Origin of the sequence: Terrabacter sp. 2YAF2, assembly GCF_052114705.1 — a bacterium.
Lineage (GTDB): Bacteria > Actinomycetota > Actinomycetes > Actinomycetales > Dermatophilaceae > Terrabacter.
Map to the genome: position 1 here is coordinate 97,826 of NZ_JBFRFG010000015.1, position 26,157 is coordinate 123,982.

Here is a 26,157-nt window from a genome sequence, read left to right on the forward strand (position 1 = left end):
GGGCCACGGACCGGGCCTCCATGGACCGCCCGAGGGTCGGAGGCGTCGGGTCGTAGGGCCTAGCATCTGTGCGTGCACAGCTTCCACAAGGACGCCGACCACGTCGCCGTCGACAAGGTCCTCCGCTACGCCCGCGAGCGCCTGCTCATGGACCCGATCCCGCTCGACGGGGCCGAGACCGAGGAGCACCTCCGGTCGGCAGCCGGGCAGACCATCACCGCGGCGGGCCTCGGCTCGACGCGCGCGATGGAGCTCTTCGAGCACACGCTGGCGCCGGCCTGCCTGTCGACGGACCACCCCCGCTACCTCTCCTTCATCCCCTGCGCGCCGACGCGTGAGGCCGCGGCCTTCGACGTCGTCGTCGGCGCCTCGTCCATCTACGGCGGGTCGTGGATGGAGGGCGCGGGCGCGGTGTACGCAGAGAACCAGGCGCTGCGCTGGATCAGCGACCTCGCCGGCCTGCCCGAGTCCGCAGGCGGCGTCTTCGTGCCCGGCGGCACGGTCGGCAACCTGTCAGCGCTCGTCGTGGCACGGCATACGGCCAGGGCCAGGGCCAGGGAGGCCGGCACGGGAGCCCGGCCCTACCGGATCGCGGCGACGGACAACGCGCACTCGTCCGTCGTCTCGATGGCGGCCGTCATGGACGCCGAGGTGTGCGGGGTCCACGTCGACGAGAAGCTGCGCCTGACCGGCCCCGAGCTGCGCAAGACCCTCGAGGAGTACGGTCCGGAGACCTTCTTCGCCGTCGTCGCGACGAGCGGCACGACGAACTTCGGCGTCGTCGACGACCTCGCGTCGGTCGCCGAGGTGTGCCGCGAGTACGGCCTGTGGCTGCACGTCGACGGGGCCTACGGCGGGGCCGGCCTCGCCGCGCCCTCCGTGCGGCACCTCTTCCAGGGCATCGAGCACGCCGACTCGTTCATCGTCGACCCGCACAAGTGGCTCTTCGCCCCGTTCGACTGCTGCGCCCTGATCTACCGCGAGCCGGAGCTGGCCCGGGTCGCGCACACGCAGGAGGCGGGCTACCTCGACGTCATCACGAAGTCGGCGGAGTGGAACCCGACCGACTACTCCATCGGCCTGACGCGCCGCGCCCGTGGGCTGCCGCTCTGGTACTCCCTCGCCGTGCACGGCACCGACGCCTACGTCGAGGCGATCGAGAGCACGCTCGAGGTGACGCGCTTCGCCGCGGACGAGATCGGCCGCCGCGACTACCTCGAGGCGGTGCGCGAGCCCGACCTCTCGGTCGTGGTCTTCCGGCGCCTCGGGTGGGGCCCGGAGGACTACCAGGCCTGGACCGACCGGCTGCTGGGGGAGGAGTTCGCGTTCGTCGTGCCGACGAGCTTCCGCGGCGAGACGCTGACGCGCTTCGCCATCGTCAACCCGCACACGACGAAGGAGGACGTCAACGCCATCCTCGACACGATGGCGTGAGCGGCCGCGTGGTGTCGGAGTGGCCGGTGTGACGGGTGTTTCATGAGGGTCGAACCGGCCCCGCGACGCGCCCGCACGTGCGGCGGGAGGCAAATGACACCCCTGTCATTTGGGTCTAAGGTGTGACCGGAGCCAACGCACGACGCGAGACGCAGCACGACTGCAGCGAGACGGGGACATGAGCACAGATCACGCCACGGCGCAGCCGCACCGCCACGAGTCCGAGGGCGGCCTCAGCGCCCGCGACCTCGAGATCCTGGCCTTCGAGCGGCAGTGGTGGAAGTACGCCGGCTCCAAGGAGCAGGCCATCAAGGAGCTCTTCGACATGAGCTCGACCCGGTACTACCAGGTGCTCAACGCGCTCCTCGACACCCCGGAGGCCCTCGAGGCCGATCCGATGCTCATCAAGCGCCTGCGCCGGATGCGCGCGAGCCGCCAGCGGGCGCGCACGAGCCGCCGCCTCGGCATCAACGTCTGACCCGTCCCACCAGCTGGGCTGACCCACCCGGCGGGGCGGTGGGTGCGCGCCCTTCCGGCGCCGGCATGGTTCACTTCCCTCATGGCCGAGGTGACCATCCGTCGCGCGTCGGCTGACGACGCCCTCGTCGTCGCCGCACTGCACCTGCAGTTCGCCCGCGAGCTCGGCATGCCGTCCGAGCCCGGCTACCTCGACCGTTTCGTCGACGCGTGGCTGGCGGAGCGGCCGGACCGGCCGACGTGGATCGCGGAGAGCCGCGGCCAGCACGCCGGCATCCTCGAGACCCGGCGCATCCGGGCGCTGCCGTGGCCGGGGCGCAAGGACGTGTCGTGGCTGCACGTCGGCGGCCTGTTCGTGGCGCCCGGTTGTCGTGACCGCGGCGTCGGCCGGGCTCTCACCGAGGCGATGATCGAGTGGTCGCGCACCACCGACGTCAAGTGGATCCGGCTCAACGCGCCGGACGACCGTGCGCAGGAGTTCTACGAGCGACTCGGCTTCACCTCGCCCGGTCGGCTCATGGAGTTCGACCTGCGGGACCCGCGGTGAGCGGTGCGGCCTGGGTCCCCGCGCCCGGCCCGACGAACTCGCTCGTCGACGTCGCGGGACTGCGCGTCGGCCACTGCACCCGGGACGAGCCGGGCTGGCTGACGGGCGTGACCGTCGTCGTCGCCCCGCTCGGTGGAGTCGTTGCCGGCGTCGACGTCCGCGGCGGTGGTCCCGGCACGCGGGAGACCGACGTGCTCGACCCCCGCAACCTCGTCGACCGGGTGCATGCAGTGGTCCTCGGAGGCGGGTCGGCCTTCGGGCTCGCTGCCGCGGACGGTGTCATGGACGCGCTGGCTGCCGACGGCATCGGCTGGCCGGTCGGCGAGCCCGGACAGATCGTGCCGATCGTGCCGTCGGCGATCCTCTTCGACCTGGGGCGTGGCGGCACGTGGGGTCACCGTCCGCGCGCGGAGGACGGCAGGGCGGCATACGCCGGCGCGTCGGCAGCCGCCGTGGAGCAGGGCTGCATCGGCGCCGGCACGGGAGCGAAAGTCGGCGGCTTCAAGGGCGGCATCGGCTCGGCGAGCGTCGTGCTCGCCTCGGGCACCACCGTCGCCGCGCTCGTCGCCGTCAACGCGGTGGGCTCAGCCGTAGACCCGGCCACCGGGCTGCCGTATGCCGTCGGCCTGGGCCTCGGGGACGAGCTGGCCCATGTCGGGCGCCCGAGTGGCGCTGAGCTCGAGGAATCGCGGGCCCGGGCCGAGGCGCTGCCCCCGAACGCCGGTCGACCGGGGCTGGCGACGACGATCGGGGTCATTGCGACCGATGCGACCTTGACGAAGGCCCAGTGCCAGAAGGCGGCCGGCATCGGTCACGACGGTTTCGCGCGGGCGCTCAAGCCGGTGCACACGCTCTTCGACGGCGACACGCTCTTCGCGCTGGCCACGGGCGAACGGCCGGCACCCGACCCCGTGGAGCAGACGCTGCTCATGGAGGCCGGGGCCGACTGCGTCGCGCGGGCCATCGTCCACGCCCTGCTCGCCGCGACGTCGGTCGACCGCTCGGCGGACGGCGGCGTGGCCCTGCGGTCGTGGGCCGACGCCTTCCCGTCCGCACTCGCGCGCTGAGGCCGCGTCAGATCCAGCTCTCGAGCAGGTCGTCGCGGAACGGTCGGGTCAGCACCGGCCGCAGACCGGCGAGCTCGGCGTCAGCTGCGCGGACGAGCGCGTGACGCGCCTCGAGCGCGGTGGGGTCCGGCGCCGTGGGGTGTGCCTCGAGCACGCTGAGCCGGAGGTCGTCGCGGGGGTGGCTGGCATCCCAGCGCAGGCCCTCCTCGCGGGCGCGTCGGCGGGCCTGCGCGATCTGGCCGGCGGTCAGGCGGGCCCGGTCGCGGACCTGCGCCAGCGTGGCGAAGGGGTCTTCGCGGCGGCGCGCCGCGGCTCCGGCCAGGGTGTGGATGCCCGCGATCCCCATGGCCGTGAGCAGGAGGCGGACGACTGCGGACGTGCCGGCCACCTCGGCGGCGCGCAGGTCTGCGGCATATTCCCGGACCTGGCTCTCACGTGCGACGGCCCGCTCGAAGACCAGGAGCAGCAGCAGCGCCGGCAGCGACCCGACGGCGAGTACGGCCCGGCCGATCCCGTTCATCATGGCGTTGGAGCGCTGGACCCCGAGTCGGGCGTCCTCAAGGTCGGAGACGGCGTCACGGGGGAGGGGTGTCAGCAGGGTCGCGAGCCGTTCGAGCAGCCCGTGTGTATGCCCGAGGAGCGCGGCGCGCGCGGTGTCGCGGCCCCGGAGGTGGCCCAGCTCGTGGCCGAGCAGCGCGATGCGCTCGTCGTCGGTGAGGCAGGTCCAGAGGGGCAGGCCGACGACGAGAGTGGGTCGAAGGGTCCAGCCGGTGCTGACGACGCCCGCGCCGAAGTCGGCGTCGACATGGACCGCAGCGGGCGGTGGCGCGCCCACCGCGGCGGCGAGGTCCCGAAGGAGTCGGTGGGTGGCCGGGAACTGCGCCGGGTCGAGCTCCGTCGTGCCCTTCACCTGGACCGGGCGGGGCGCGAGGGCCGCGACGAGGACCCAGCCGGCCGCGACGCCGACCCAGCCCCACAGCCCCTTCGGCAGCACCGTGGCCCACGCGAGGAGGGCCACCGCTGCGGCTGCGACCGCCAGGACCCCGGCGGCAAGGACGGTCAGCCCCGTGGTGGTGCGCGATCCTGCAGCGGAGAGCCCGCGCGCGACGAGGTCGGCGTGGGTGCGGCGGGCCGCCGCGTCGGTTACGGCTCGGCGGCGGCGCGCGAACCACGACAGGTCGGTGCGCGCAGTGGTGGACGGAGACGGAGCGGGCACGGGGCGTCCTTCGGCAATGGGCGAGTTGCCCGGATGCTACGGGCGCACCGCCCGGTTCGAGCCGGTTTGGAGGGATAGCGTCGCGGCGCGTCGCGCGACTGCTGACGCGGTGCATCGGCCCGTTGCGGCCGCAGAGTCGTGGAGTTCTGCCGACGCCTGGCGCCGATGGATCTCCTTGACCGTGCTGGATGTTGTCCACACCCCCAAGCTCACGTCGGCGCTGGTCCACAGGACCGCTCCGGCTGCCCGGCCTCGTTCGCGCGCGAACGAGGCCACCCTCAAAGGCATGGACCTGTCGTCGGCCGTCCGCGTGCTCCGATCGCAGGACGGGGTGATCTCGAGAGCGCAGGCCTTCGAGTGCGGTCTCGATGACAACGCCCTCGAGCGACTGTTGCGTCGGCGCGAGCTCGCTCGGCTCCACCCCGGCGTCTACGTCGACCACACCGGGATGCCGACCTGGTCGCAGCGTGCCTGGGGCGCCGTGCTCTTCCACTCGCCCGCAGCGCTTGCGGGGCCGTCAGCACTGCGGGCGCACGGTCTCCGGTCCGTCGTGGACGAAAGAGGGTGGCGGCCCTCGGGCGGCGACGCGGCGCGCCCGCTGTTGCTCGAACCGATCCACGTCGTCGTGGACGCGAGCCGGCGTGTCGTGCCACCACCCGGCGTGGTCGTGACGCGCCGGACCGACTTCGACGAGCGAGTCCAGCTCCATCTGTCGCCGCCCCGCTCCGACTCGACGAGGCTCTGCTCGACGTCGCCTCCGCGTGCCGGGACGAGGCCGGCGCCGTCGCTCTGCTGGCCGATGCCTGCCAAGGAGGAATGACGACGGCCACCCGTCTGCACGACGCGCTGTCGGCGCGAGGTCGATTGCCTCGCCGGCGCCTGCTGCTGGCCATCCTCGCCGATGTCGCTGCGGGGTCGATGTCGGTGTTCGAACGTCGCTACCTCCGCGACGTCGAGCGGTCGCACGGCCTGCCGACCGCGAGGCGGCAGGTCAAAGTCGTCACGAGGCGGGGCGTGACCTACCGCGACGTGGAGTACTCCGACTTCGCCGTCGTCGTCGAGCTCGACGGGCGGTTCGTCCACGTGGGGCCGCGGCGCGAGTGGGCCGACCTCGAGCGAGACGTCGACGCCGTGGTGCGGGGCGAGGCAGGCATCCGGTTCGGGGGGCCAGGTCCTCGAGCCCTGTCGGGGCAGTCGCGTCGTCGGGCGCCTGCTCCGGGCTCGCGGTTGGACGGAGGACCTCAGGCCCTGCGGTCCCGACTGTGACGCGGTCCCCTCACGTCGCCGAGCGGCCTGATGGGCGAATGCCGGGTGGGTTCGTGGAGTTCTTCCGGCACCAGGTGCCGGAAGAACACCACCAACCCAACCGGCAATCGCCCATCAGGCCCCTCGGCGACGTGAGGGGCGGTCGGCCGTGCCCCGGCACGACGACAGTGCGCTCCGACACCTGTACGAGGTGGGAGGTCAGGGTGTCTGCCCACTCGAGCGGCCAGCAGTCGTCGCCGAACGACGGGTGCGCGCTCTCCTCGACGAGGTCGCCGAGGAACATGACGTCGGTGTCGGGCACGAGCACCGCCACGTCGCCGTCGGTGTGGCCGCGGCCGGCATACGCCATCGTGACGACCCGGTCACCGAGGTCGATGGTCGCGTTGGAGCCGAAGGTGCGGTCCGGGCCCCGGACGACCGTCGCCAACACCTCGGCGGCGTCGCGCTCGGTGTAGCCGTACTCCGGGGCGGCTCCGGGGTCGGCGCGGACGAGGGCCTTGATGTGCTCGGCCGCAGTCTGCGTCGTGCGACCGACGTTGTCGTGGGCGTGCACGATGGCCGTCTCGAACGCGGCGTTGCCGAAGGTGTGGTCGAAGTGCACGTGTGTGCTGACGACGTGGCGCACCACGACGTCCTTGCCGAGGCGGCGGACGTCGTCGAGCACGTGGGCGCCCTGGACGTCGCTCGCCCGCGTGTCGATGACGACCGCGCCGTGGCGACCGAGCACGAGGCCGACGTTGACGTCCCACTCGCGGTAGCGCGCGACGAAGACCCGGTCGGCCACCTCCGTGAAGCCACCTCCCGGTGCGGCAGTCACCGGCGGTCCTGCGCTGTGATGCCGGTCTCCGGTCGCGTCCCGTCGAGCATGTGAACACCGTATCGGCGCACGCGCGAATGGGCGGTCCTCCGCCCGTTCGTCTACCGTGGCATGCCATGTCCACCGACACCCGCAGTTCCAGACGTGCCTCGGAGCGACGCCGCAAGCGCGTTCTCGCAGCCGGCGTGGCCGGGGTGGCAGGTGTGGCTCTCCTGACGACCGGTGCCATCGCCTACTGGCCCGACGCCGGCTCTCCGGTCCGGACCACCGCTTCGGCTCCCCGCGTCGGGCTGCCCAACGGCGACTCCACGCGGACCGCGACGGCGGACGACCTGGCCCCGGTCGCGGCGACGTCCACGCCGAGCGCGACCCGCGAGGCCGGCTCGATCACCTCCCGGAGCTCCAACCGCTCTTCGGCCACGCCGGTGGCGGCGCCGAACGGCGACCCCGCGTCCTCGGCGCCGGCCAGCACGCCGCCCACGCCCCCACCGAGTCAGAGCACCGAGGCGGCGCCTGCTCCATCAGCCACGGCCGTGCCGCTGCCGGTGGAGACCCATGACATCCAGAAGCGGAAGCGGAGGCAGACCGGGTCGCGCGAGCCGGCGCCGACCAGCTCGCCGACCACCACGACCCCCACCCCGACCCGCACCCCGACCCGCACCACGAGCCCGACCACGACGCCCACCACCAGCCGCTGCCTCCTGCTCGTCCTCTGCTGAGCTGGCTGCGAGACGGCTCGACCGGCGACGGCGTGGGAGCCTGTCGCCATGGACTGCGTCTTCTGCTCGATCGTGTCCGGAGAGACGCCCGCCGACGTCGTGCTCGACGAGCCCGAGCTCGTCGCCTTTCTGGACCGGCGCCCGGTGTTCAAGGGCCACGTGCTGCTCGTGCCGCGCCGGCACGTCGACACCCTGCTCGACCTGCCCGCCGACCTGCACGCCACGCTGCTCGGGGCGGCGCAACGGCTCGCCGCGGCAGCCGTCGAGGGGCTCGGCGCCCAGGGGAGCTTCGTGGCGGTGAACAACGTCGTGAGCCAGTCGGTGCCGCACCTGCACGTGCACGTCGTGCCACGCACCAAGGGGGACGGCCTGCGCGGCTTCTTCTGGCCCCGCACGACGTACGCGTCGGAGCAGGAGTCCACGGAGTATGCCGCCCGTATCGCCGGCGCGCTGGCGCCGGCCGTGGGCGCCTGAGCCGAGCGCACGGCATACGCCCGATCGGCAGCGCTCCGGAACGTTTGCACTCTCACCCCGAGAGTGCCAATAATGGCGTTAGCACTCTCCCTAGGGGAGTGACAGAAATGGGCCGTATGCCGAGGGGTCGGGTCCGCAGCGACATGAAGCTGGGGAGACCGATCCCGTCCGTCGCGGGCGTCGTGCGGTCCACCACCAACGTTTCGTGTGGGAGGAACCACCCGAATGGCCAAGACCATTGCTTTTGACGAAGAGGCACGCCGCGGTCTCGAGCGGGGCATGAACATCCTCGCCGACGCCGTCCGCGTGACCCTCGGCCCGAAGGGCCGCAACGTCGTTCTGGAGAAGAAGTGGGGCGCGCCCACGATCACCAACGACGGCGTCTCGATCGCCAAGGAGATCGAGCTCGACGACCCGTACGAGAAGATCGGCGCGGAGCTCGTCAAGGAAGTTGCCAAGAAGACCGACGACGTCGCCGGTGACGGCACGACGACGGCCACCGTGCTCGCCCAGGCGATGGTGAAGGAAGGCCTGCGCAACGTGGCCGCCGGCGCCAACCCGATGGCGCTCAAGCGCGGCATCGAGAAGGCCGTCGAGGCCGTCACCGCCCGCCTGCTCGAGCAGGCCAAGGAGATCGAGACCAAGGAGCAGATCGCCTCGACCGCCAGCATCTCGGCGGCCGACGAGGAGATCGGCGGTCTCATCGCCGAGGCGATGGACAAGGTCGGCAAGGAAGGTGTCATCACCGTCGAGGACTCCAACACCATGGGCCTCGAGTTGGAGATGACGGAGGGTATGCGCTTCGACAAGGGCTACATCTCCGCCTACTTCGTCACCGACACCGAGCGCATGGAGGCCGTCCTCGACGACGCCTACGTGCTCGTCGCGAACTCCAAGATCGGCAGCATCAAGGACCTCGTCCCGCTGCTCGAGAAGGTCATGCAGTCCGGCAAGCCGCTGCTGATCATCGCCGAGGACATCGAGGGTGAGGCCCTCGCGACCCTCGTCGTCAACAAGATCAAGGGCACGTTCAAGTCCGTCGCCGTCAAGGCTCCGGGCTTCGGCGACCGCCGCAAGGCCATGCTCACCGACATCGCCATCCTCACCGGTGGTCAGGTCATCTCCGAGGAGGTCGGTCTCAAGCTCGAGAACGCCACCCTCGACCTGCTCGGCAAGGCTCGCAAGGTCGTCGTCACCAAGGACGAGACGACCATCGTCGAGGACGCCGAGGACCGCTCGCAGATCGAGGGCCGCATCGCCCAGATCAAGGCCGAGATCGAGAAGTCGGACTCCGACTACGACCGCGAGAAGCTCCAGGAGCGCCTCGCCAAGCTCGCCGGCGGCGTGGCCGTCATCAAGGCGGGCGCGGCCACCGAGGTCGAGCTCAAGGAGCGCAAGCACCGCATCGAGGACGCCGTCCGCAACGCGAAGGCTGCCGTCGAGGAGGGCATCGTCGCCGGTGGTGGCGTGGCCCTCATCCAGGCCGCCAAGGCGCTCGACGAGCTCAAGCTCGAGGGTGACGAGGCGACCGGTGCCAACATCGTGCGCGTCGCGACCGAGGCCCCGCTCAAGCAGATCGCGATCAACGCCGGTCTCGAGGGTGGAGTCGTGGCCGAGAAGGTGCGCGGTCTCGAGGCCGGTCACGGCCTCAACGCCGCGACCGGTGAGTACGGCGACCTGCTGGCCGCCGGCATCATCGACCCGGTCAAGGTGACGCGCTCGGCGCTGCAGAACGCAGCCTCGATCGCGGCGCTCTTCCTCACGACCGAGGCCGTCATCGCGGACAAGCCCGAGAAGAACGCGCCGGCCATGCCCGGTGGCGACGACATGGGTGGCATGGGCGGCATGGGCTTCTGAGCCCCCTGCTCCACGCAACACAGCAACACGACTGAAGGGCGGTTCCCCCTCGTGGGGAGCCGCCCTTCGGCGTCTGGGTGAGCGGCCTCGGGCACGCGTCGGACCGTTCAGCGGGCGAAGAGGGCGCGCGTCGCGTTCTCGTGCTCCGCGTAGGCGGACGACGCCTTGAGCGTGAGCCGGCCGACATCGGCGAGCGCCTCGGTCATCTGTGCCTGGATGCGCTGGTAGTCGTGCATGACGCGTTCGAACTCCACCTTCGCCGGGCCCTGCCAGTCGGCGCCCATGCCGGCGAGCCGGCCGCGCAGCTCGGACGTGCTCGAGGTGATGGTGTCGGCGAGCCGGTTGATGTCGGCGGCCGCTGCGGCGATGCGTTCGGTGTCAACGACGGAACGGGACATGGGTCTACTCCTCGATCGGGAGGCCGACCGGACGGTGGCCACGTGCTTTCGAGGCTAGGTCGGGCGAGGGAGCGCCTGCCGGCGTCATCCACAGGGGGGGGCGGGGGACGGCAGGACGGAGCGCGCTGGCCTAGGCTTCGAGCCATGACCGTGTGGATCGACCAGCCGATCTGGCCCGCCCACGGTCGGCTCTTCGCCCACCTCGTCAGCGACGCCTCCTACGACGAGCTGCACGAGGTCGCCCGCGCCGCAGCCCTGCACCCGCGGTCGTTCGACGGCGACCACTACGACGTGCCCGAGGGCCGCTGGCAGGACGCCGTCGATGCCGGCGCCAAGCCGACGACGGGGGTCGAGCTCGCGCGCCGCCTCAACGCCTCGGGGCTGCGGCTGCGCAAGCGCAAGCGCGACCGGGGGGTGCGCCGCATCCTGGACGTGCCGTTCCCCAACGGTGCCAGCGACGTCGACCTCGTCGCGTCCGACGAGCCCCTCGACCCGGCGCGCGTCCTGGCCGCCATGGTCTTCGTGCGCGACCGTCGTGGTGACTTCGTCGTCGTGCACAGCATCCGTCGCGGTGAGTGGGGCTCGCCCGGAGGGTGGCGTGAGGCGGACGAGACGCCGGTCGAGAACGCCGTCCGCGAGACTCTCGAGGAGACGGGCCTCCGGCTGCGCCACTCGGACGTGATCCCTTGCGGCTACGAGCGATTCACGCCGCGCACCGACGACAACGTCTTCGGGCGCGACAAGCCGTTCCTGCAGGTGTTTCGCACCCGGTTGGACGACGCGTGCCCGGACATCACCGAGGGTGACGACGGCATCCACGAGACCCGCTGGGTCACGCCGCAGGAGTATGCCGAGCTGTGCGGCCACCTCTTCTGGTGGCCCCTCGCGGTCGAGGTCTTCCCGGACCTCCGCGACCTCGCCAGCCCCGTCTGAGACGCACGTATGCCGCCCGCTGCAGCGGACGGCATACGTGGTCTGTCATCGTGGTTCGCTTGTCCGACAGGCGAACCCGGAGGGTCAGCGCTGGTTGGTGAAGGTCAGCGCGACGTCGAGGTCGGCCTCGCGCAGCATCCGCTGCACGGCCTGGAGGTCGTCGCGGGACTTGCTCGAGACGCGCAGCTCGTCACCCTGGATCTGGCTCTTGACACCCTTGGGACCCTCGTCGCGGATCAGCTTGTTGATCTTCTTCGCGTTCTCCTGGGAGATGCCCTCCTTGAGGGGCGCGTCGAGGTGGTACTCCTTGCCCGAGAGGCGCGGACCGGCCTCGGGGACGTCGAGGTGCTTGAGGCTGACCTTGCGCTTGACGAGGTGCGTCTGCACGACGTCGAGCACGGCGAGGCAGCGCTCCTCGGTGTTCGCCTTCATCTTGATGACCTCGCCGGCGAGGTCGACGGAGGCACCGACGTTCTTGAAGTCGTAGCGCGTCGCGATCTCCTTGCTGGCGCTGTTGACCGCGTTGGCGATCTCCTGCTTGTCGAACTTGCTGACGATGTCGAACGACGAGTCGGCCATCGGTGGGGTCCTTCCACGTGCTGTTGTCTGGTCTGTCGGACGGCGCCTGGGCGCTCATCTGGTGGCCCGCGGACACGACGAAAGCCTCGCCGGGGTCCCGATTTCGGACCGCGCCCGATCTCTTGCTATCCTTCCAGACGCACCAAGGCAGGTTGTCCGAGCGGCCAATGGAAACGGACTGTAAATCCGTCGCGAGAGCTACGAAGGTTCGAATCCTTCACCTGCCACCCAGTGCGCCAGAGGCCCTGACCAGCGGAAACGCCGGTCAGGGCCTCTCGCATGTACCCGGGAGGGGTATTTCGCGCTGCGGATTCCGAAGGCGAGTGCGCAAGCCTCTGATCTGCGGAAACGTGGGGGCCGAATGACTCCGCGGGGAATACGTGGGGAAATCGGGCCTGCGACGGGGCGTCTCCTACCTGCCTCCCGCCGGTGACCTGCGGCGATGTGGGGAGAGGGGGTGTGCAATCGCGGCGGACTCCTGCTCCGTTTCGAATAGCAACTGGGCTTCCTCTCGACAACTCCCCTCTGCATCGGTCACCAGTAAGCGCGCTGGAGTTCGTTGGTCAAGGACCTCCGGTGCCCGAGTGTGAGGGTCGCGTGTACGCCTCGCGCGGGTGCGAATTGGCCACGCCGGGTCAGGCCGTGGCGCCGGACGACGTCGACAGGCGCAGGGTGAACCCGACAGCATCCGTCGACATTGGCCACGGCCCGTAATGCCACCGTGTGCGCGTGCCACGCCCGCGACGATGGCAAGGCGCAACCCCGTTCTCCACGGACTCGCTGATCGCCCGTAGATCATGGGTTTTGCCGCTCGGGGCGCTGGCGGTTGCCTCATGGGCTCGATGAGGTCAGGGTTGTCATCGAGGATGTGTGCTCCCAGACGAGGAGGAGCCATGGGAGAGCCGGTTCGGCTTGCCGAGATGCTCGGAGCCCTCTCGTTGGGCGTCGACCTCGGCTTTGGGCAGCCGATGGAGCACGTGCTACGCCAGTGCCGCATCGCCCTGCGGTTGGCCGACCACCTCGACTTGGGCGAGGAGGAGCGCAGCACCGTCTACTACACCGCCCTGCTGACGAACGTCGGGTGTCACACGGACGCGCACGAGCAGGCGAAGTGGTTCGGCGACGACATCGGGCTGAAGTCGGACAAGTACACGCACGGGGTCCGGGGCGCGCGGCCGGCTGTGGCCGCGTTCCGCCGGATCGGCTCCGGGCAGCCCCTGCTCATGCGGTTCCGGGTGGGGGTGAGCTTCGCGCTGGCGGGTCGCCGCGAGGTGGACGACATGATCGGCCGCCATTCGGCCATGGCCAGGCTCCTCGCCACCGAGATCGGCCTCCCGCCCGCGGTGCAGGACGCCGTGGGCGCTTCGTACGAGCAGTGGGACGGGCACGGCTGGCCCGGGGAGCTGAGTGGCGACGTGATCCCCGTTTCGGCACGGGTCTCGCAGTTTGCCGAGTTCATCGAGGTCGCCCACCGCTCCGGTGGCGTGGTTGCGGCGACCGCCCTGGCTCGCAAGCTGGCCGGGATCCAGTTCGACCCCGAGGTCGCCGCCGCGTTCGTACGCTCCGCTGACGAGCTGCTGGCGGGGTTGGACGGCGCCGACACGTGGAAGGCGGTGATCGCCGACGACCCGGTGCTGGACCGGCCGCTCACCGAGAACGAGTTCGACACCGCTCTCGGTGCGGTGGCGGACTTTGTGGACCTCAAGTCGCCGTACATGCTGGGGCACGCGCGCGCCGTCGCCCAGGTGGTGAACAACGCCGGGCGACAGCTGGGGCTCACCGATGACCGGCGTACGACGCTGCGGCGCGCCGGGCTCGCGCACGGCCTGGGACGGCTCGGGGTGTCCAACGCCATCTGGGACAAGCGGGGACCGCTAGGGGCCGCCGAGCGGGAGCGTGTGCATCTGCAGCCGTACTTCACCGAACGGATGCTGCGGCAGTCCCCCACTCTGAGCCCCGTCGGTGCGATCGCTGGACAGCTGCGGGAGCGCCTCGACGGCTCGGGCTACCCCCGCGGGCTGACCGGAGAGGCCATCGGCGTGGAGGCTCGGATCCTCGGCGCCGCAGACGTCTACGAGGCGATGGTCGAGCCGCGCCCGTACCGCCCCGCGCTCACACCCGAGCGCGCGGCGGTCGAGCTCCGGGTCGAGGCGCGCAGGGGGCGTCTCGACGGGGACGCCGTGGAGGCGGTGCTGGTCGCCGTCGGCCACCGCAGCCCGGTACGAATCACCCGTCCGGCCGGGCTCACAGCACGCGAGGTCGAGGTCCTGCGACTGCTGACGCGCGGCCTGACCAGCAAGCAGATCGCCACTGAGCTGGTGATCTCGCCGAAGACGGCCCGCAATCATATCGAGCACATCTACGCCAAGACCGGGGCGACCAGCCGGGTGACCGCGAGCCTCTTCGCGCTCCGACACGGGCTCGTCACCGGCACACCGAACTGAGCCGAAAAGATGGGGCACCTGCCCCACGCGCCGGCACCGGGCGATCCCGTCAAATTGTCCTGACCCCTTCACGGCATTGAAAGGACAAAGACCATGGGACTGAGAAAGCGCATCTTCGCAGCGACCTACGATTGGCAGATGGGCGGCGCGCAACGCGCCGGACTCGCTGACTTGCGCGCCGGAGTCGTATCACGGGCCACGGGCCTCGTGCTCGAGGTGGGCGCCGGCACCGGGCTCAACCTTCCCCACTACGGGCCCGACGTCGAGCACCTCACTCTCACCGAGCCAGACCCGTCCATGTTGAAACGGCTCCAGCGAAGGGTCGAGCAGCAGCCAAGGTCCGCAACGGTGCTGCGCGCCCCAGCCGAGCGACTGCCGTTCGACGACGACTCGTTCGACACCGTGGTCTGCACTTTGGTGCTCTGCGGAGTCGAGGACCAGCCACTGGCGGTGCGCGAGATCCGGCGGGTGCTCCGACCCGGAGGCCAGCTGCTCTTCTTGGAGCACATGCGCTCGGAGGACGAAAGGCATGCGCGGCTTCAGGACCGGTTCAACTGGCTCAACCGGGCAATGGTCATGTGCGACTGCAACCGGCCCACGCGTCTGACGCTCGCATCCGAAGGATTGCGCATCGAGGAGATCGCCGAGACGGACTTCCCCAAGGCGCCCCCATTCATCAACCCGCTGGTCCATGGCCGAGCCACCCACCCGACCCCGGTCGGCGCCGAGAACACCACCCAGACGCGAGCCGACCCCACGTGAATGACGCCCCCGAGCCGCGACCCAGGCGCGGGGAGACGCTCATTGGTCATGCCAGCACGTTGAGAACGCTGGTCCACGGGTCGACTCGGAAAGGCGGGCGGAGAAGGTACCCGCTCCCGCGGCCCTGAGTCGCAGGGGCTCGGCGCCAGTGCCCGACGGCTGAGCCCTCAGCTATCGCGGCGAGCAAAGGGCTGAGTGTGTGTTCGGAGGGTTCGATCACGAGCGCCGAGTGTCCCTCGCGGCCTTCTCAACGAAGTGACGCAGTTTAGCCACAGGGTCACGGCGCAGGTGGGTGACCCACCCGATGATCTTGATCAGGGCGTTGACCGCGTGGGCTCCCACGGCCAGTGTGGTCTGCGTGCGACGCGAGGCGTTGTGGGAGTACATCCGCGGGGCTTTGTGAGTGCTGCCCACGATCGCTGTGGTCTTGGCGCTCGGTATCGGCTTGGTGCTGTCCCAGGTCGACGTGTCCTCGACCCGCTGGTTCGTCTTTCAGGGAACCCCGGACGACGCGCGGACGCTGTTGATCGCGATTTCGAGCACCTTGGCCACCGTGATCGCTCTCGTCTTGGGGCTGACGGTTGTCGCGCTGCAGTTGGCTTCGACGCAGTTCTCACCGCGACTGCTGCGCAACTTCCTGCGCGACCGGACCAACCAGGTGGTGTTGAGCGTCTTCGTCGCCACGTTCACCTACAGCACGGCCGGCCTGTTCACGGTCGGAGTGGCGGCGGGACAACGGGTGGAGGATTACCCGCGGCTCGCGGTCAGCTTTGCGCTGGTGCTGCTCTTCGTCAGCCTGCTCATGCTCGTGTTCTTCGTGCACCACCTGGCGCACTCCATCCAGATCGATGAAGTGATGAGGAGTGTCGAACGCAGCACGCTCCGGGTGATCGACGAGGACCTGCCCACGCAGGGCGTAAGCGCCGAACCGGCCCCATCGCCGCCGACCTGGGCCGTCGCGGTGCCGGCGTACCAGTCCGGTTGGGTCCAGACCATGCGTCCCGAAGTGCTCCTCCCGATTGCGAGGGACCACGACCTGGTGGTGGCCGTGTCCACGATGGTGGGCGAGTATGTCGTGGAAGGAGCACCGCTGTTGTGGTTGTGGTCCCAGTCCCCTTCCCGGGACGGCCCTGCAACCGACGCGGCAGACTTCGGCGAGGCTCTACCCGTGGCGGTCCGTCTGGGCTACGAGCGCACGGCCGAACAGGATGCGGCCTTCGGCGTGCGGCAACTCGCCGACATTGCCGTCAAGGCACTGTCGCCCGCCGTCAACGACCCGTACACGGCGATCCAGGCGCTGGAACACCTGGGCGTCCTGCTCGCAGACCTGGTGCGCCGGCCGCTGGGGACTCAACGCCTGCGCGACCATTCTGGGAGGATCCGGGTCGTCATACCTGGCCGGGACCTGTCCTACTACCTCGACCTGGCCACCGGTCAGATCCGCCGGTACGGGTGCGCCGAGCCCCGGGTGGACCGCGCCCTGCTCCGGGTGTTGGCCACCACCGGCACGTTCTGTCACGACCCTGGCGACCGTAGGCTCATCGCCGGACACGTGCAGCTCGTCGTCGAAGACGCCGAGCGGGCAGTTGCCCAACCGGCCGATCTGGAGCCGGTCCGCGCGCACGCCGCCATCGTCCTAGCTCAGCTCGGCGACCGGGCGTGACGTAGCCAGTCAGGTCCCGTCAAATGCATGTCGATGTGCTGGGGGTGCTCGGACGGCGGCACATGCGTGCGGTACACCGCGGCGGCCGCGACCGCGTTACCGAGTCGGTGAAGGACTGGTGCGGTCATGTCTCGTGCGCTTCGGCGGCATTCACTCTGAAGGCCGAGACCGCTCGGCGGGTGAGCTGGTCGTAGATCGGCGTCGACCGCAACGTGGAGGCAGTCAGCATCGCGATCGCGCAGGCGCCGAGCATGGGCGCCAGCTGCGTCGTCGATGCCGTCATCTCCGTCGCGAGCACGATGCCGGTGACGGGCGCGCGAACGGTCGCGGTGAAGAATGCCGCCATCCCGATCAGCGCCAACGCTGCCGGGGCCGGCGTCTGGTGTGGCGCCACCACGTGACCGACCAGCCCGACGAGCAGCCCGAGGTGCGAGCCGAGCACGAGCATCGGCGCGAAGAGACCCCCAGGCGTGCAGGCGGCGTACGAGACCACGCCGAGCCCGAAGCGGAGCACGAGCAAGCCAGTCACCCCAGCGATGGTGCCTTGGCCGGACAGGGCCTGCTGGGTGAGGTTGTCCCCGCCACCGACCACCGCCGGGGCGATCCAGCCAACGGCTCCGACGAGTGCGCCGATCAGTGCGGCACGCGCCACGACCGGACACCGGCTGGTGTCGACGATACGCAGGCTCTTCATCACGGCCGCGTTGTAGGCGACGCCGAGGAGGCCGGCGGTCAGGCCGACGGCGACCACCAGAGGGGCCTGAGCCAGCGTGGGGTCGGCCAGGGCTGGCACGTGGAAGTCGGATGCGGTGGAGTGATGCAGGAGCAGGTGTGCGCTGGCGAACCCCGCGGCAGAGGCCACCAGGGTGGCGAGCGTGGTGCGTGGGTCGAACCGCCTGACCAGCTCCTCGAGCACGAAGACGCCGCCGGCGATCGGCGCGTTGAACGCGGTCGCGAGGCCGGCGGCCGCCCCGGCTGCGACGAGGAGCCGCACATCGGCCCGACTGCGACGCAGCACGCTGCCCACGATGACGGCAATGTTCCCGCCCATCTGCACCGAGGGGCCCTCCCTGCCCAAGGCGAGCCCGGAACCGATCGACAGCACGCCGCCGAGGTACTTGACTGGCAGGATCCGGAAGCGTCCGGGGGGCGTCCGGCCCTCGACGACGGCCTCCACCCGAGGGATCCCGCTTCCCTCGGCGTGCGGCTCGACGCGGTGGACCAGCCACGCGGCCGCGCTCGTGGCCGCGGCGCAACCCAGGACGACCAGGGCACACCCGAGGGCCGGGCTGCCGTGTGCCCATCCAACGAGCTCGAGCCTGGCCCGTCCCGCATGCTCGAGCACGACGCGGAACGTCGCCGCTATCAGGCCGGTGAGCACCCCAACGACCATGGCGGCCGCCGCGAACGCCAGCTGCCCGCCCGGGCTCTCCCCGACAGCCGACGAGCGTGAACCACGCGTCGGGCGGCGCCAACCGGCCGAGGCCTGGCTCCACAGCGCCCTGGAGGGGCCTCGCCGCCGGTCTGGGGATCTCGGTGCCATGCACGCATTATGCAATGATTGCGTTATGCAAGATAATCACGGGCATCAACGGGTGGCCCCGGCGACCGATGCTGGCCCTGGCGACGACGAGTTCGTGACCGCGTTGCTCACCGCCTCGCGCGCGCTGGTGGGCGTGTCCGCACGGTCTCTGTCCGATGTCGAGGAGACCGTCACCGTCGCCCAGTTCCGAGTCCTGGTTGTGCTGGCGACTCACGGTCACACCACTCTGGTCCAGCTCGCCACGCGCCTTGGGGTGAACGCCTCTACCGCGCAGCGCCAGGTCGATCGCCTCGTCCGGGAGGGACTGGTCGACCGACAGGAGAACCCGGACGACCGGCGGGAGGTCGTGATCGCCGTCACCGGCCAAGGAGCGGCCCTGGTCGACGCAGTCACCGCGCACCGAAGGGAGGCGATCGGGCGGATCGTGCAGCATCTCCCAGACTCCGACCGTTCTGCTCTCATTGCTGCGCTGGAGGCCTTCGCGGCGGCCGCCAACGAGCCCACCGTCGGCGTCGACCCGGCTCACAGCCTCGGCTGGTAGCGGGGTGACGGCCCCCACGACGCAGGGCTCGACCCATCAGCTGTCGGTCCCCGGCGACGCCCGGCGTCGTCACTGCGGCATCGAGGACAGCCACTCGTTGTAGGCCCTGCGGTCCGCCTCACCACTGCGATCCTCGGACCGGTCGTGACGGCGCGCCTCGCGGGCACTGGCCCGCGCCCACGTGGTCGCGACGATGAGCACGACGGCAAGGTTCGGCAGCTCGGTGAACCCCCAGGCCAGCGAGCCGCCCAGCTGCTGATCGCCCACCGGCGACAGGTGCCACGTCCGGGGAGGGTGCGCGAACGTCTGCACCAAAAGGGTGGTCATCCCCATCACGGTCACGCCGAAGAACGCGTGGAACGGCACGGGCAGGAAGGCCTCGATCAGCCGTAGCGGGGGCGACAGCGGGCGCGGGCTGGGGTCGAGGCCAAGAATCGGCCAGAAGAGCAGCAGCCCGGTCACCACGAAGTGGACGAGCATCACCGCGTGCCCGCACCAGGTGCTCATCAGCTCATCGAACACCGGCGTGAAGTACAGCCCGTAGAGGCTGAGCACGAACAAGGGGATCGTGAAACCTGGCGAGGTCAGGATCCGTGCAGCCCGGCTACGGATCAGCCGCACCACCGCCCGCCGCATACGCGAGTCGCCGGGCAGCGCCCGCAGCAGCAGGGTCACCGGTCGCCCCAGCAGCAGGAACAGCGGCGTGACCATGCTCAGAACCATGTGCTGGACCATGTGGACGCTGAACATCGCCATCCCGTAGCCGTTGATCGCGGTACCGGTCATCGCCACCATGCTCGCGACTCCGACCCCGAACATGGCGGACCGGACCGACGGCCAGGGGTGGCCGCGGCGCGCCAGCCGGAGGACCGCCCAGCCGTACCCGATCGCGGCCAGGCACGTCAGTGCCAGGACCAGCGGGATCGGCTGCGGGTGCCATGCCAGCAGTCGTCCCAGCGTCGGCGGCTTCATCGGCATCCACATCGACGGATTCATCGACGCGGCGACATCGACCTTGCGTGCGCCCAGGATCACTGACGGACCCATCCGAGCACCTGCCTGGCCTGAGCCTCGGTCCACGCGCTCGACGAGGGACTCGACAGATTGCGGTGACCCTGAGAGTCCATGAAGTCGTAGAGAGCCTGGGGCAGGGACGCGCGTGCCGCATACGGGGGCCCCTCGAGGACGAACCGCTCATGACCTCGCCGATCGAGGAAGAACACCTCGTCGGAATGCTGGACGTCATAGCTCAACGGCTCGCCGGTGCGCCAGTTCCTCGGCGCCGGCCCCGGCGGCTCGCCCACCGTGCTGCGCCAGACCCCCAGGTAGTCCCACAGTGCCTTCACTGTCGCCGGAGACCCCGTCAGGGCCAACCAGTTGGCGGGCGCCGGCGAGTACAGATGGCGATATGCCGCGAGCTGGGTTGCCGTGTCACGCCCCGGGGTCGACGGTGATCGACAGGAACACCTCGTCAGACCCGAGCTTGGCGGCGTTCTCGGCTCGGGCGGTCTGCACGAGCGTCGCGGTGTCCAGCGGGCAGGTCTCCTGGCACAACGTCATGGCATCCGACAGCACAACCGACTTGCCCGCGAAGTCCGCCAACCGCACCGTGCGACCCTCGGTCGACGTGAACCGCAGACGCAGCAGCGACGCAGGGAGGGCGCTGTCGAGCTGGGTCCCGATCCGGGCGAGGGCCGCCGAGGTCGGGTCCGCGACCCGGACCGGACTCCCCGTCCCGGCCGAGCATGCCGCCAGCCCTACCGCCGCTGCCGCTGCCGCTGCCGCTGCCGCTGCCGCTGCCGCTGCCGCTGCCGCTGCTGCACGAGCCATCCGAAACCGTTGCATAAGGCAATCATTGCACTGCGCGTGAACATGGCCGAACGGAGGCCGGGTCGGGCCCTTGTGCCCCTTACGTGCAGCTGGTCGGAGCCTGCGATCGGAGTGACAGAGGCCGAGCCCTTCCATGGCAGCACAACGCGTACGTCCGGTCGACCGTGGACGACGTCGACTGGAACGGCATCGCCCGCAGGGCGGTCGAGGAGGCCACCGCCGCCGAACCGGACGTCTCCGTACCCGTCACCCGCGCGGTGGTCAACGCCCACCCAGCGAATGTCCTGGTCGAGGAGAGCAAGCACGCCGATCTCCTCGTGGTGGGTAGCCGCGGACACGGCCGCGTGCTGCAAAGGGTGCTGGGGTCGATCAGTGACCACTGCACCCACCACGCCCACTGCCCGGTCGTCGTCGTCCCCTCGCCAGCCTAGGGTCCCAAGAGTCGCCAAACGCGAACCTGAATCCGATCATGGCCATCGGATGCTTGACTGTGACGTCACGTCACACCAGATGATGGCGCCATGCGCATCAAGGATCTGGCCTCCCTCTCGGGCACGACCGTTCGGACGATCCGGTACTACCACCAGCTCGGGCTGCTCGCGGTCCCGGAATCGGGAACCACGTGGCGGGCGTACGGCTTCACCCACCTGACCAGGCTCATGCGCATCCGGTGGCTCGTCGAGTCCGGTGTGCCGCTGGCCGAGGTGCCGCACATGCTCAGACCTCCGGGAAACCCGGACGAACGCGGCATGGTCATCGAGGACCTCGATGCCGTCCTCGCCTCGATCGACGACAAGATCGCCGTCCTCACGACCCAGCGTGCGCGCGTCGAGACCCTGCTCGACCGGGTGCGGACCCACGGGCGTCTGTCTCCGCTGCCGTGGCCGGTCGTGCGGGTGTATGCCGCCCTGCTCGAGCGGCCGCTGCCGCCGGGCATGCGCGAGGCGATGTCGCGCGAGCGCGATCTGCTCGAGCTCGCGTGCTATCGCGGGGCCGTGCCGGCGGAGGTCACCACCCTCCTCGATGCCGTGTCGGAGGATGACCTCGATGAGCTGCTGAGCCTGTGGGAGGCGTGCCATCACCTCGCGGTGACCACCGGGCCGCGGATGCCGGCACCCGTCCGTGAGGAGGTCGGCGAGGTCGTGCGACGCACGGTCGACTTCGCCGCACGGCTCGATCCCGACGCGACCCACCGCCTGCTCCGGCGTGCTGCGGACCTGGACAACCCAGCGGTGCGCGCCGCCGTTGACCTCGCCTACCCCTCGCCGGTGTACCGCGAGTTCGTCCGCAGGTTGATGGCCCTGGCCAGGCAGGAGTGTCCGGCATGACCGAGCCACCCATCGTGGCCCAACACCTGACGAAGACGTTCGGCGACGACCTCGGGATCAGCGATGTCAACCTCGTCGTCGAACCAGGTCAGGTGTTCGGCTTCCTCGGCCCGAACGGCGCCGGCAAATCCACGACGATCCGCTGCCTGCTCGGCCTCTACCGGCCGAGTCGGGGTCAGGCCCGGGTGCTCGGCCAGGATCCGGCGACCGGGCAGGCCGCCTTCCTCGCCGACGTCGGCTACCTCCCCGGCGAGCTGCGGCTGCCCGAACGGTTGACCGGCTCCGAGGTGCTGGACACGTTCCGCCGGATGCGTGGAGGCCACCACACGGCATACGAGGATGAGCTGGTCGAGCGTTTCGGGGCCGAGCTCACCCGCCCCGTCGCCTCGTTGTCGAAGGGCAACAAGCAGAAGCTCGGCCTCGTCCTGGCCTTCATGCATCGGCCCCGGCTGCTCGTCCTCGACGAACCCACCTCCGGGCTGGACCCGCTGCTGCAGGACGAGTTCGCCGCGCTCCTTCGCGAGACCATCGCCGACGGCCGCACGGTCCTGCTCTCCTCGCACGACCTGGATGAGGTCCAGCGCGTCGTGCAGCGCCTCGCCATCATCAGGTCCGGGCGGATCGTCGTCGACGACACGGTCGCCGCGCTGCGCGCGTCCGCCCCCCGCACCATCGAGCTCACCTTCGACCACGACGTCGACGCGCAGCAGCTCGCATCCGTCCCCGGGGTCACCCTGCACGTCACGACCGCGCGCCACGTCACCCTGACCCACACCGGAGCAGCCGCCCCGGTCCTGACCGCCATCGCCCCGCTGCAGCCCGACACGATCACGGCTCGGCCCGCAGACCTCGAGGAGCTCTTCCTGCGTCTCTACGGAGGGACCACTCATGCCCGTTGACCTCATCAGGCTCGACCTGCGGCTGCGGCGCCGGATGCTCATCGGCACGGCCGTCGGGGCCGCCGCCTACCTGTTTCTCGTCGTCGCGGTCTACCCGACCTTCCAACACGACACCGCCTTCGACGACATGATCGCCGCGAACCCGGCGGCCGCGGCAGCCTTCGGGATCACCGGTTCGATCACCTCACCCGAGGGCTGGCTGAGCGCCAACATGTACGCCAACTTCGGTCCTCTCCTGGCCCTGATGCTCACGATCGGCTACGGCAGCGCCGCCATCGCCGGACAGGACGGCGAAGGACTCCTTGGTCTGCTGGCGACCCTGCCGGTGCCCCGGGCACGGATCGTCGCCGCGAAGGCGCTGACCCTGCTCGTGGCCGCGCTCGTCGTGCCCGTCGTCTCCTATGCCGTGTGCCTCACCGGTCCGCACTTCGAGCTCAACCCCCGCTGGGGGCCCCTGCTGGGAGTCACCGTCGCCCTGACGTTGCTGGCCTTCGATCTCGGCGCGATCGCCTTGCTCGTCGGCGCGATCAGCGGCAGCCGCGGCGCCGCCATGGGCGCGGCCGCCGCGATCGCCGCCAGCGCCTACCTGATCAGCTCCCTGTCACCGGTCGTCGACGCGGTCCACCGCATCCAGTGGCTCTCGCCCTTCCTCTGGGCGGTGGGCGACGGCCAGCTCACCCGCGGGGTGACCGTCGCCGAGCTCGGCGCCCTGACCGGGCTGGGCATCGTCCTCGTCGGTGCGACCATCCTGGCCTTCCGCCGCCTCGACATCCACTGACCACCCTCTGGCCTCCCAGGAGGTGCCGGTCCGACTCGGCTCAGGAGATCCCGCCGTCGCTGATGGCCCCCGGCTGGGGGCCCAGATCGCTCTGGTCCTGGTTGTCGGCGTCGGACTCAGCTTCGGCCGCGACGTCACGGATGCCGCCCGGCCGACCGGCCCGCACCCACACCCGGTAGAGGCCGCCGGCGATGGCGAGCGACGCGGCGAGGCTGACGAGCGGCAGCCCGCGGGCGAGGTTGACGACCAACGTGAACGCCACCACGAACGCGCCAAACAGGTTCAGCACCAGAAGTCCCGACCGGTGGTCGCGCCGGGAGAACACGGCCATGGCGAGCAGGCCGGCCAGGAACGACAGGAACACCGACACCGCGTAGAACAGCACGAGCTCCTGGTCGTGGGCCCCTGCGGCAGCGACGACCAGGCAGGACGCGCCAACGAACAGGACCACCCCCCAGAACGGAGTGTGATGCGCGTTGGTGCGACCCAGCCACGTGGGGAGGATCCCGTGCTGCCGACCACTGCCGGTGTGGTGACGGGCCAACGCCTTGAGCAGACCTGGACCGGCCTGGAACGAGGAGCTCGCCGCCGACAACAGCAGCAGGGCCGTCATCACCTGGAACACGGCAAAGACGGGGCCCGGGGCCGCGACCCGGGCCAGCTCGGCGATCTGGGTGCTCTCCGGCGGCGGAATCCCGACCCGCAGCCGGTTCGCCTCCCAGCCCAGCCCGATGGTGATGGTGCCAACGATCCCGAGAGTCAGCCAGAGCGTGACCTGACCGAACCGCCGGCGGCCGGCATCATCGAGCTGCCCGAGCTGCGCGATCGCCGAGGAAGGAGCCTCGACGCCGGTGGCCAAAGCCATCGCCACGGGAAAGGCCAGCGCCACCGCCACCAGGCTTTGGTGGCCGGGTGTCGTGGTGATCGTCCCGACCGGGTGGGGCTCGGCTGTCAGCCCGTAGAGCAGCACCGTGACAGCGACGGCGATGAACCCGAGGGTGAGGGCGGCGAACACGAGCCGGCCGAGGTGTCCGAACCAGGTGATCCCCCCAACGAGGAGCAACAGCCCCAACGCGAGCGGCAGCCGCCAAGGGGCGAGACCTGGAACGTACGCGATGACGGCTGACGCGCCCGCGGAGACGCTGATCGCGATGGTCAGCACGAAGTCCACGATCAACGCACCGATCGGAATGAACGCCCAGCCTTCACCGAACGCCTCACCCGTCGCGGCGGCAGCACCCCCACCCTTGGGGTAGCGAGCGACCAGCTGCTGGTAGTTGACCACCACGAGCGCGATGATCGCCACGACCAGCGTCATCGTGGCCACGAGGAGACCGAGGTCCCCGTTCAGGGCACGCAAAGCCGCCTCGACCGCATACGCGACCGACGACACCGGATCCGCCATCACCGCGAACGCGAAGGCCAGCAGCAGCACCGGGCGCCGATGCAGCGCCCCTGCCACGCGCGCTCTACGCGGACGCCCCGGTGGCGAGGCCCCATCCGGGTTCTCTGACACAGCCACAGTTCCTCCGACGCCGTCAGACGGGCAATAGTCGCGACGCGACCAGGATTCGGCAACCGACCGACGTGCCTTCGGGAAAGGCACCGCCTCGCGGACGCCCCACCTCAGCCTGCCCTGGCAGCGACCCCGACCCTACAGCCGGTCGCCAGCCGCGAGCCCCGCCAAGGATTCAGTGGGGGTACGACCCCGAACTTGTCGCACGACGAACACCGGGAGATCATCCGCGACTTCGTGACCATAGGCGAACCCGCCACTGATACATCGAAGACGACTGAGCAGCAGAAGCACGGTTGACGTCTAGCGCGCACGTCGGCAGTCCACCAAGGGTTCCCTGTCCGCGGCATCACCCGGGCGAAATGCATGCGCCCATTTGGCGGTGTGTCCCAAGGGCGACCAGCCGCGGGACGAGAATCGCTGGCTCCGGTGAGTCGGTTCAGCGCCGACCGTCGCGAATAGACTGGGCATGCCGCGGGAGAGGGGGGCGAGCCAGCACCGTGTTCCGCCGACAGCGCCCGGACAAGAACTCCAGGTAGCATCCAGCAGCGGATCGCCGAACGGCTCCTGCCGAGGCTCAGCGGACGGAATCAGACACGACACAACGCTCGGCATACGGGGCCTCCTCAAGGAGAACGGACACCCCAACGTAGGAGCGCCGGCGACCCCGAAGGAGCACCCACATATCAAGCAGATCCGGTAAAGAACGACCGGCCACAGAGGCGACCAGAGTGCTTCGTGCGGCTCCGGGCTCACGTCCGGTTGATGTCGGCGGTCCACGGCTGTTCTCGAGTGTTTGTGGGGAATCCGCGGGGAAGTCTCGGCAGCCGCGGCATTGATGCTGGTCAGCGAATCGCATTGTCGGGACTGTAAATCCGTCGCGAGAGCTACGAAGGTTCGAATCCTTCACCTGCAACCCATGTGATGTCTCAGGACATCGGAATGAGCCGGACCTACGGAATGTAGGTCCGGCTCATTCGTTTGTGCGGGTCCGGGTGGGGCGTCCGGTGGGTTGGTAGTCACGGCTGGGGTCCAGGACGAGCTGGCGCAGGAGCTCGCCGGTGGCCGC

General features: G+C 70.2%; 27 protein-coding genes and 1 tRNA gene. 19 read left to right on the top strand and 9 right to left on the bottom strand.

The window, feature by feature from the left end:
• Positions 1 to 72 precede the first annotated feature (72 nt).
• The 4 genes from AB4030_RS16170 (at position 73) to AB4030_RS16185 (ending at position 3,525) form a co-directional block, all read left to right on the top strand.
• Positions 73 to 1,434 (top strand): pyridoxal phosphate-dependent decarboxylase family protein, encoded by a 1,362-nt coding sequence (locus AB4030_RS16170; protein WP_442280238.1) that lies wholly within the window; start codon positions 73 to 75, stop codon positions 1,432 to 1,434.
• Between the two features lie 178 nt (positions 1,435 to 1,612).
• Positions 1,613 to 1,912 (top strand): DUF3263 domain-containing protein, encoded by a 300-nt coding sequence (locus AB4030_RS16175; RefSeq protein ID WP_442280239.1) that lies wholly within the window; start codon positions 1,613 to 1,615, stop codon positions 1,910 to 1,912.
• Between the two features lie 81 nt (positions 1,913 to 1,993).
• Entirely contained in the window at positions 1,994 to 2,458 is a 465-nt protein-coding gene (locus AB4030_RS16180) for a GNAT family N-acetyltransferase (RefSeq protein WP_442280240.1), read from the top strand.
• Positions 2,455 to 3,525: a P1 family peptidase gene (locus AB4030_RS16185; RefSeq protein WP_442280241.1), complete on the top strand. Its 1,071-nt coding sequence runs from the start codon at positions 2,455 to 2,457 to the stop codon at positions 3,523 to 3,525. Before AB4030_RS16180 ends, AB4030_RS16185 begins: the two co-directional genes overlap by 4 nt.
• Before the next feature lie 7 nt (positions 3,526 to 3,532).
• Here AB4030_RS16185 and AB4030_RS16190 read toward each other — a convergent pair whose 3' ends face one another.
• Positions 3,533 to 4,741 (bottom strand): M48 family metalloprotease, encoded by a 1,209-nt coding sequence (locus tag AB4030_RS16190; RefSeq protein WP_442280242.1) that lies wholly within the window; start codon positions 4,739 to 4,741, stop codon positions 3,533 to 3,535.
• 286 nt (positions 4,742 to 5,027) lie between these two features.
• On the opposite strand from AB4030_RS16190, the gene AB4030_RS16195 reads away from it, so the two are divergent.
• Positions 5,028 to 5,561: a type IV toxin-antitoxin system AbiEi family antitoxin domain-containing protein gene (locus tag AB4030_RS16195; protein ID WP_442280243.1), complete on the top strand. Its 534-nt coding sequence runs from the start codon at positions 5,028 to 5,030 to the stop codon at positions 5,559 to 5,561.
• Entirely contained in the window at positions 5,558 to 6,007 is a 450-nt protein-coding gene (locus AB4030_RS16200) for a hypothetical protein (RefSeq protein ID WP_442280244.1), read from the top strand. Before AB4030_RS16195 ends, AB4030_RS16200 begins: the two co-directional genes overlap by 4 nt.
• A gap of 10 nt (positions 6,008 to 6,017) precedes the next feature.
• On the opposite strand, the gene AB4030_RS16205 is transcribed toward AB4030_RS16200, so the two are convergent.
• Positions 6,018 to 6,824, bottom strand: a complete 807-nt coding sequence (locus tag AB4030_RS16205; RefSeq protein WP_442280245.1) for an MBL fold metallo-hydrolase — start codon at positions 6,822 to 6,824, stop codon at positions 6,018 to 6,020.
• 116 nt (positions 6,825 to 6,940) lie between these two features.
• Here AB4030_RS16205 and AB4030_RS16210 point away from each other — a divergent pair, with 116 nt between their 5' ends.
• The 3 genes from AB4030_RS16210 to groL all read left to right on the top strand — a co-directional run bounded on the left by AB4030_RS16210 (position 6,941) and on the right by groL (position 9,874).
• Complete coding sequence (locus AB4030_RS16210) at positions 6,941 to 7,543, top strand: hypothetical protein (protein WP_442280246.1); 603 nt, start codon at positions 6,941 to 6,943, stop codon at positions 7,541 to 7,543.
• Between the two features lie 48 nt (positions 7,544 to 7,591).
• Positions 7,592 to 8,017: an HIT family protein gene (locus tag AB4030_RS16215; RefSeq protein WP_442280247.1), complete on the top strand. Its 426-nt coding sequence runs from the start codon at positions 7,592 to 7,594 to the stop codon at positions 8,015 to 8,017.
• Between the two features lie 225 nt (positions 8,018 to 8,242).
• Positions 8,243 to 9,874 (top strand): chaperonin GroEL, encoded by a 1,632-nt coding sequence (groL, locus tag AB4030_RS16220; protein WP_442280248.1) that lies wholly within the window; start codon positions 8,243 to 8,245, stop codon positions 9,872 to 9,874.
• 107 nt (positions 9,875 to 9,981) lie between these two features.
• On the opposite strand, the gene AB4030_RS16225 is transcribed toward groL, so the two are convergent.
• On the bottom strand, positions 9,982 to 10,272 hold the full coding sequence (locus tag AB4030_RS16225; protein ID WP_030193707.1) for a WXG100 family type VII secretion target: 291 nt from the start codon (positions 10,270 to 10,272) through the stop codon (positions 9,982 to 9,984).
• Between the two features lie 144 nt (positions 10,273 to 10,416).
• On the opposite strand from AB4030_RS16225, the gene AB4030_RS16230 reads away from it, so the two are divergent.
• A complete protein-coding gene (locus AB4030_RS16230; protein WP_442280249.1) occupies positions 10,417 to 11,205 on the top strand; it encodes a DUF4031 domain-containing protein in 789 nt (262 codons plus the stop codon).
• Between the two features lie 84 nt (positions 11,206 to 11,289).
• On the opposite strand, the gene AB4030_RS16235 is transcribed toward AB4030_RS16230, so the two are convergent.
• Positions 11,290 to 11,784 (bottom strand): YajQ family cyclic di-GMP-binding protein, encoded by a 495-nt coding sequence (locus tag AB4030_RS16235; RefSeq protein ID WP_045190851.1) that lies wholly within the window; start codon positions 11,782 to 11,784, stop codon positions 11,290 to 11,292.
• 146 nt (positions 11,785 to 11,930) lie between these two features.
• Here AB4030_RS16235 and AB4030_RS16240 point away from each other — a divergent pair.
• The 4 genes from AB4030_RS16240 to AB4030_RS16255 all read left to right on the top strand — a co-directional run bounded on the left by AB4030_RS16240 (position 11,931) and on the right by AB4030_RS16255 (position 16,653).
• A tRNA-Tyr gene (locus tag AB4030_RS16240) sits at positions 11,931 to 12,011 on the top strand.
• A 666-nt stretch (positions 12,012 to 12,677) separates the two neighbouring features.
• A complete protein-coding gene (locus AB4030_RS16245) occupies positions 12,678 to 14,228 on the top strand; it encodes an HD domain-containing phosphohydrolase (RefSeq protein ID WP_442280250.1) in 1,551 nt (516 codons plus the stop codon).
• A gap of 93 nt (positions 14,229 to 14,321) precedes the next feature.
• Positions 14,322 to 14,990, top strand: a complete 669-nt coding sequence (locus AB4030_RS16250) for a class I SAM-dependent methyltransferase (RefSeq protein ID WP_442280251.1) — start codon at positions 14,322 to 14,324, stop codon at positions 14,988 to 14,990.
• A gap of 403 nt (positions 14,991 to 15,393) precedes the next feature.
• Positions 15,394 to 16,653 carry a DUF2254 domain-containing protein gene (locus AB4030_RS16255; RefSeq protein WP_442280252.1) on the top strand — a complete coding sequence of 420 codons (1,260 nt, stop codon included), beginning with the start codon at positions 15,394 to 15,396 and terminating at the stop codon, positions 16,651 to 16,653.
• Between the two features lie 124 nt (positions 16,654 to 16,777).
• Here the strand turns inward: AB4030_RS16255 and AB4030_RS16260 are convergent, their stop codons facing one another.
• Positions 16,778 to 18,196 carry a ClC family H(+)/Cl(-) exchange transporter gene (locus AB4030_RS16260; protein ID WP_442280253.1) on the bottom strand — a complete coding sequence of 473 codons (1,419 nt, stop codon included), beginning with the start codon at positions 18,194 to 18,196 and terminating at the stop codon, positions 16,778 to 16,780.
• Positions 18,197 to 18,290: 94 nt separating this feature from the next.
• Here AB4030_RS16260 and AB4030_RS16265 point away from each other — a divergent pair, with 94 nt between their 5' ends.
• A complete protein-coding gene (locus AB4030_RS16265; protein WP_442280254.1) occupies positions 18,291 to 18,737 on the top strand; it encodes a MarR family winged helix-turn-helix transcriptional regulator in 447 nt (148 codons plus the stop codon).
• A gap of 69 nt (positions 18,738 to 18,806) precedes the next feature.
• Here the strand turns inward: AB4030_RS16265 and AB4030_RS16270 are convergent, their stop codons facing one another.
• The 3 genes from AB4030_RS16270 to AB4030_RS16280 all read right to left on the bottom strand — a co-directional run bounded on the left by AB4030_RS16270 (position 18,807) and on the right by AB4030_RS16280 (position 20,567).
• Positions 18,807 to 19,772 carry a cytochrome c oxidase assembly protein gene (locus AB4030_RS16270; RefSeq protein ID WP_442280255.1) on the bottom strand — a complete coding sequence of 322 codons (966 nt, stop codon included), beginning with the start codon at positions 19,770 to 19,772 and terminating at the stop codon, positions 18,807 to 18,809.
• Entirely contained in the window at positions 19,769 to 20,083 is a 315-nt protein-coding gene (locus tag AB4030_RS16275) for a hypothetical protein (protein ID WP_442280256.1), read from the bottom strand. Before AB4030_RS16275 ends, AB4030_RS16270 begins: the two co-directional genes overlap by 4 nt.
• A gap of 85 nt (positions 20,084 to 20,168) precedes the next feature.
• Entirely contained in the window at positions 20,169 to 20,567 is a 399-nt protein-coding gene (locus AB4030_RS16280) for an SCO family protein (protein ID WP_442280257.1), read from the bottom strand.
• Between the two features lie 164 nt (positions 20,568 to 20,731).
• On the opposite strand from AB4030_RS16280, the gene AB4030_RS16285 reads away from it, so the two are divergent.
• The 4 genes from AB4030_RS16285 to AB4030_RS16300 all read left to right on the top strand — a co-directional run bounded on the left by AB4030_RS16285 (position 20,732) and on the right by AB4030_RS16300 (position 23,572).
• Positions 20,732 to 20,998, top strand: a complete 267-nt coding sequence (locus tag AB4030_RS16285; protein ID WP_442280258.1) for a universal stress protein — start codon at positions 20,732 to 20,734, stop codon at positions 20,996 to 20,998.
• 90 nt (positions 20,999 to 21,088) lie between these two features.
• A complete protein-coding gene (locus tag AB4030_RS16290; RefSeq protein WP_442280259.1) occupies positions 21,089 to 21,895 on the top strand; it encodes a MerR family transcriptional regulator in 807 nt (268 codons plus the stop codon).
• Complete coding sequence (locus tag AB4030_RS16295) at positions 21,892 to 22,794, top strand: ABC transporter ATP-binding protein (RefSeq protein ID WP_442280260.1); 903 nt, start codon at positions 21,892 to 21,894, stop codon at positions 22,792 to 22,794. The genes AB4030_RS16290 and AB4030_RS16295 overlap by 4 nt, the downstream gene beginning before the upstream one ends.
• Positions 22,784 to 23,572: an ABC transporter permease subunit gene (locus AB4030_RS16300; protein WP_442280261.1), complete on the top strand. Its 789-nt coding sequence runs from the start codon at positions 22,784 to 22,786 to the stop codon at positions 23,570 to 23,572. The genes AB4030_RS16295 and AB4030_RS16300 overlap by 11 nt, the downstream gene beginning before the upstream one ends.
• A 40-nt stretch (positions 23,573 to 23,612) precedes the next feature.
• Here the strand turns inward: AB4030_RS16300 and AB4030_RS16305 are convergent, their stop codons facing one another.
• Complete coding sequence (locus AB4030_RS16305) at positions 23,613 to 25,007, bottom strand: amino acid permease (RefSeq protein ID WP_442280262.1); 1,395 nt, start codon at positions 25,005 to 25,007, stop codon at positions 23,613 to 23,615.
• Between the last annotated feature and the right edge of the window lie 1,150 nt (positions 25,008 to 26,157).

Bases quoted from the DNA above. Each gene is read 5' to 3' on its own strand.
- AB4030_RS16175 (WP_442280239.1), top strand. From the start codon at position 1,613: ATGAGCACAGATCACGCCACGGCGCAGCCGCACCGCCACGAGTCCGAG.
- AB4030_RS16180 (WP_442280240.1), top strand. From the start codon at position 1,994: ATGGCCGAGGTGACCATCCGTCGCGCGTCGGCTGACGACGCCCTCGTC.
- AB4030_RS16195 (WP_442280243.1), top strand. From the start codon at position 5,028: ATGGACCTGTCGTCGGCCGTCCGCGTGCTCCGATCGCAGGACGGGGTG.
- AB4030_RS16200 (WP_442280244.1), top strand. From the start codon at position 5,558: ATGACGACGGCCACCCGTCTGCACGACGCGCTGTCGGCGCGAGGTCGA.
- AB4030_RS16210 (WP_442280246.1), top strand. From the start codon at position 6,941: ATGTCCACCGACACCCGCAGTTCCAGACGTGCCTCGGAGCGACGCCGC.
- AB4030_RS16215 (WP_442280247.1), top strand. From the start codon at position 7,592: ATGGACTGCGTCTTCTGCTCGATCGTGTCCGGAGAGACGCCCGCCGAC.
- groL (WP_442280248.1), top strand. From the start codon at position 8,243: ATGGCCAAGACCATTGCTTTTGACGAAGAGGCACGCCGCGGTCTCGAG.
- AB4030_RS16225 (WP_030193707.1), bottom strand. From the start codon at position 10,272: ATGTCCCGTTCCGTCGTTGACACCGAACGCATCGCCGCAGCGGCCGCC.
- AB4030_RS16230 (WP_442280249.1), top strand. From the start codon at position 10,417: ATGACCGTGTGGATCGACCAGCCGATCTGGCCCGCCCACGGTCGGCTC.
- AB4030_RS16235 (WP_045190851.1), bottom strand. From the start codon at position 11,784: ATGGCCGACTCGTCGTTCGACATCGTCAGCAAGTTCGACAAGCAGGAG.
- AB4030_RS16245 (WP_442280250.1), top strand. From the start codon at position 12,678: ATGGGAGAGCCGGTTCGGCTTGCCGAGATGCTCGGAGCCCTCTCGTTG.
- AB4030_RS16250 (WP_442280251.1), top strand. From the start codon at position 14,322: ATGGGACTGAGAAAGCGCATCTTCGCAGCGACCTACGATTGGCAGATG.
- AB4030_RS16260 (WP_442280253.1), bottom strand. From the start codon at position 18,196: ATGGCACCGAGATCCCCAGACCGGCGGCGAGGCCCCTCCAGGGCGCTG.
- AB4030_RS16280 (WP_442280257.1), bottom strand. From the start codon at position 20,567: ATGGCTCGTGCAGCAGCGGCAGCGGCAGCGGCAGCGGCAGCGGCAGCG.
- AB4030_RS16290 (WP_442280259.1), top strand. From the start codon at position 21,089: ATGCGCATCAAGGATCTGGCCTCCCTCTCGGGCACGACCGTTCGGACG.
- AB4030_RS16295 (WP_442280260.1), top strand. From the start codon at position 21,892: ATGACCGAGCCACCCATCGTGGCCCAACACCTGACGAAGACGTTCGGC.
- AB4030_RS16300 (WP_442280261.1), top strand. From the start codon at position 22,784: ATGCCCGTTGACCTCATCAGGCTCGACCTGCGGCTGCGGCGCCGGATG.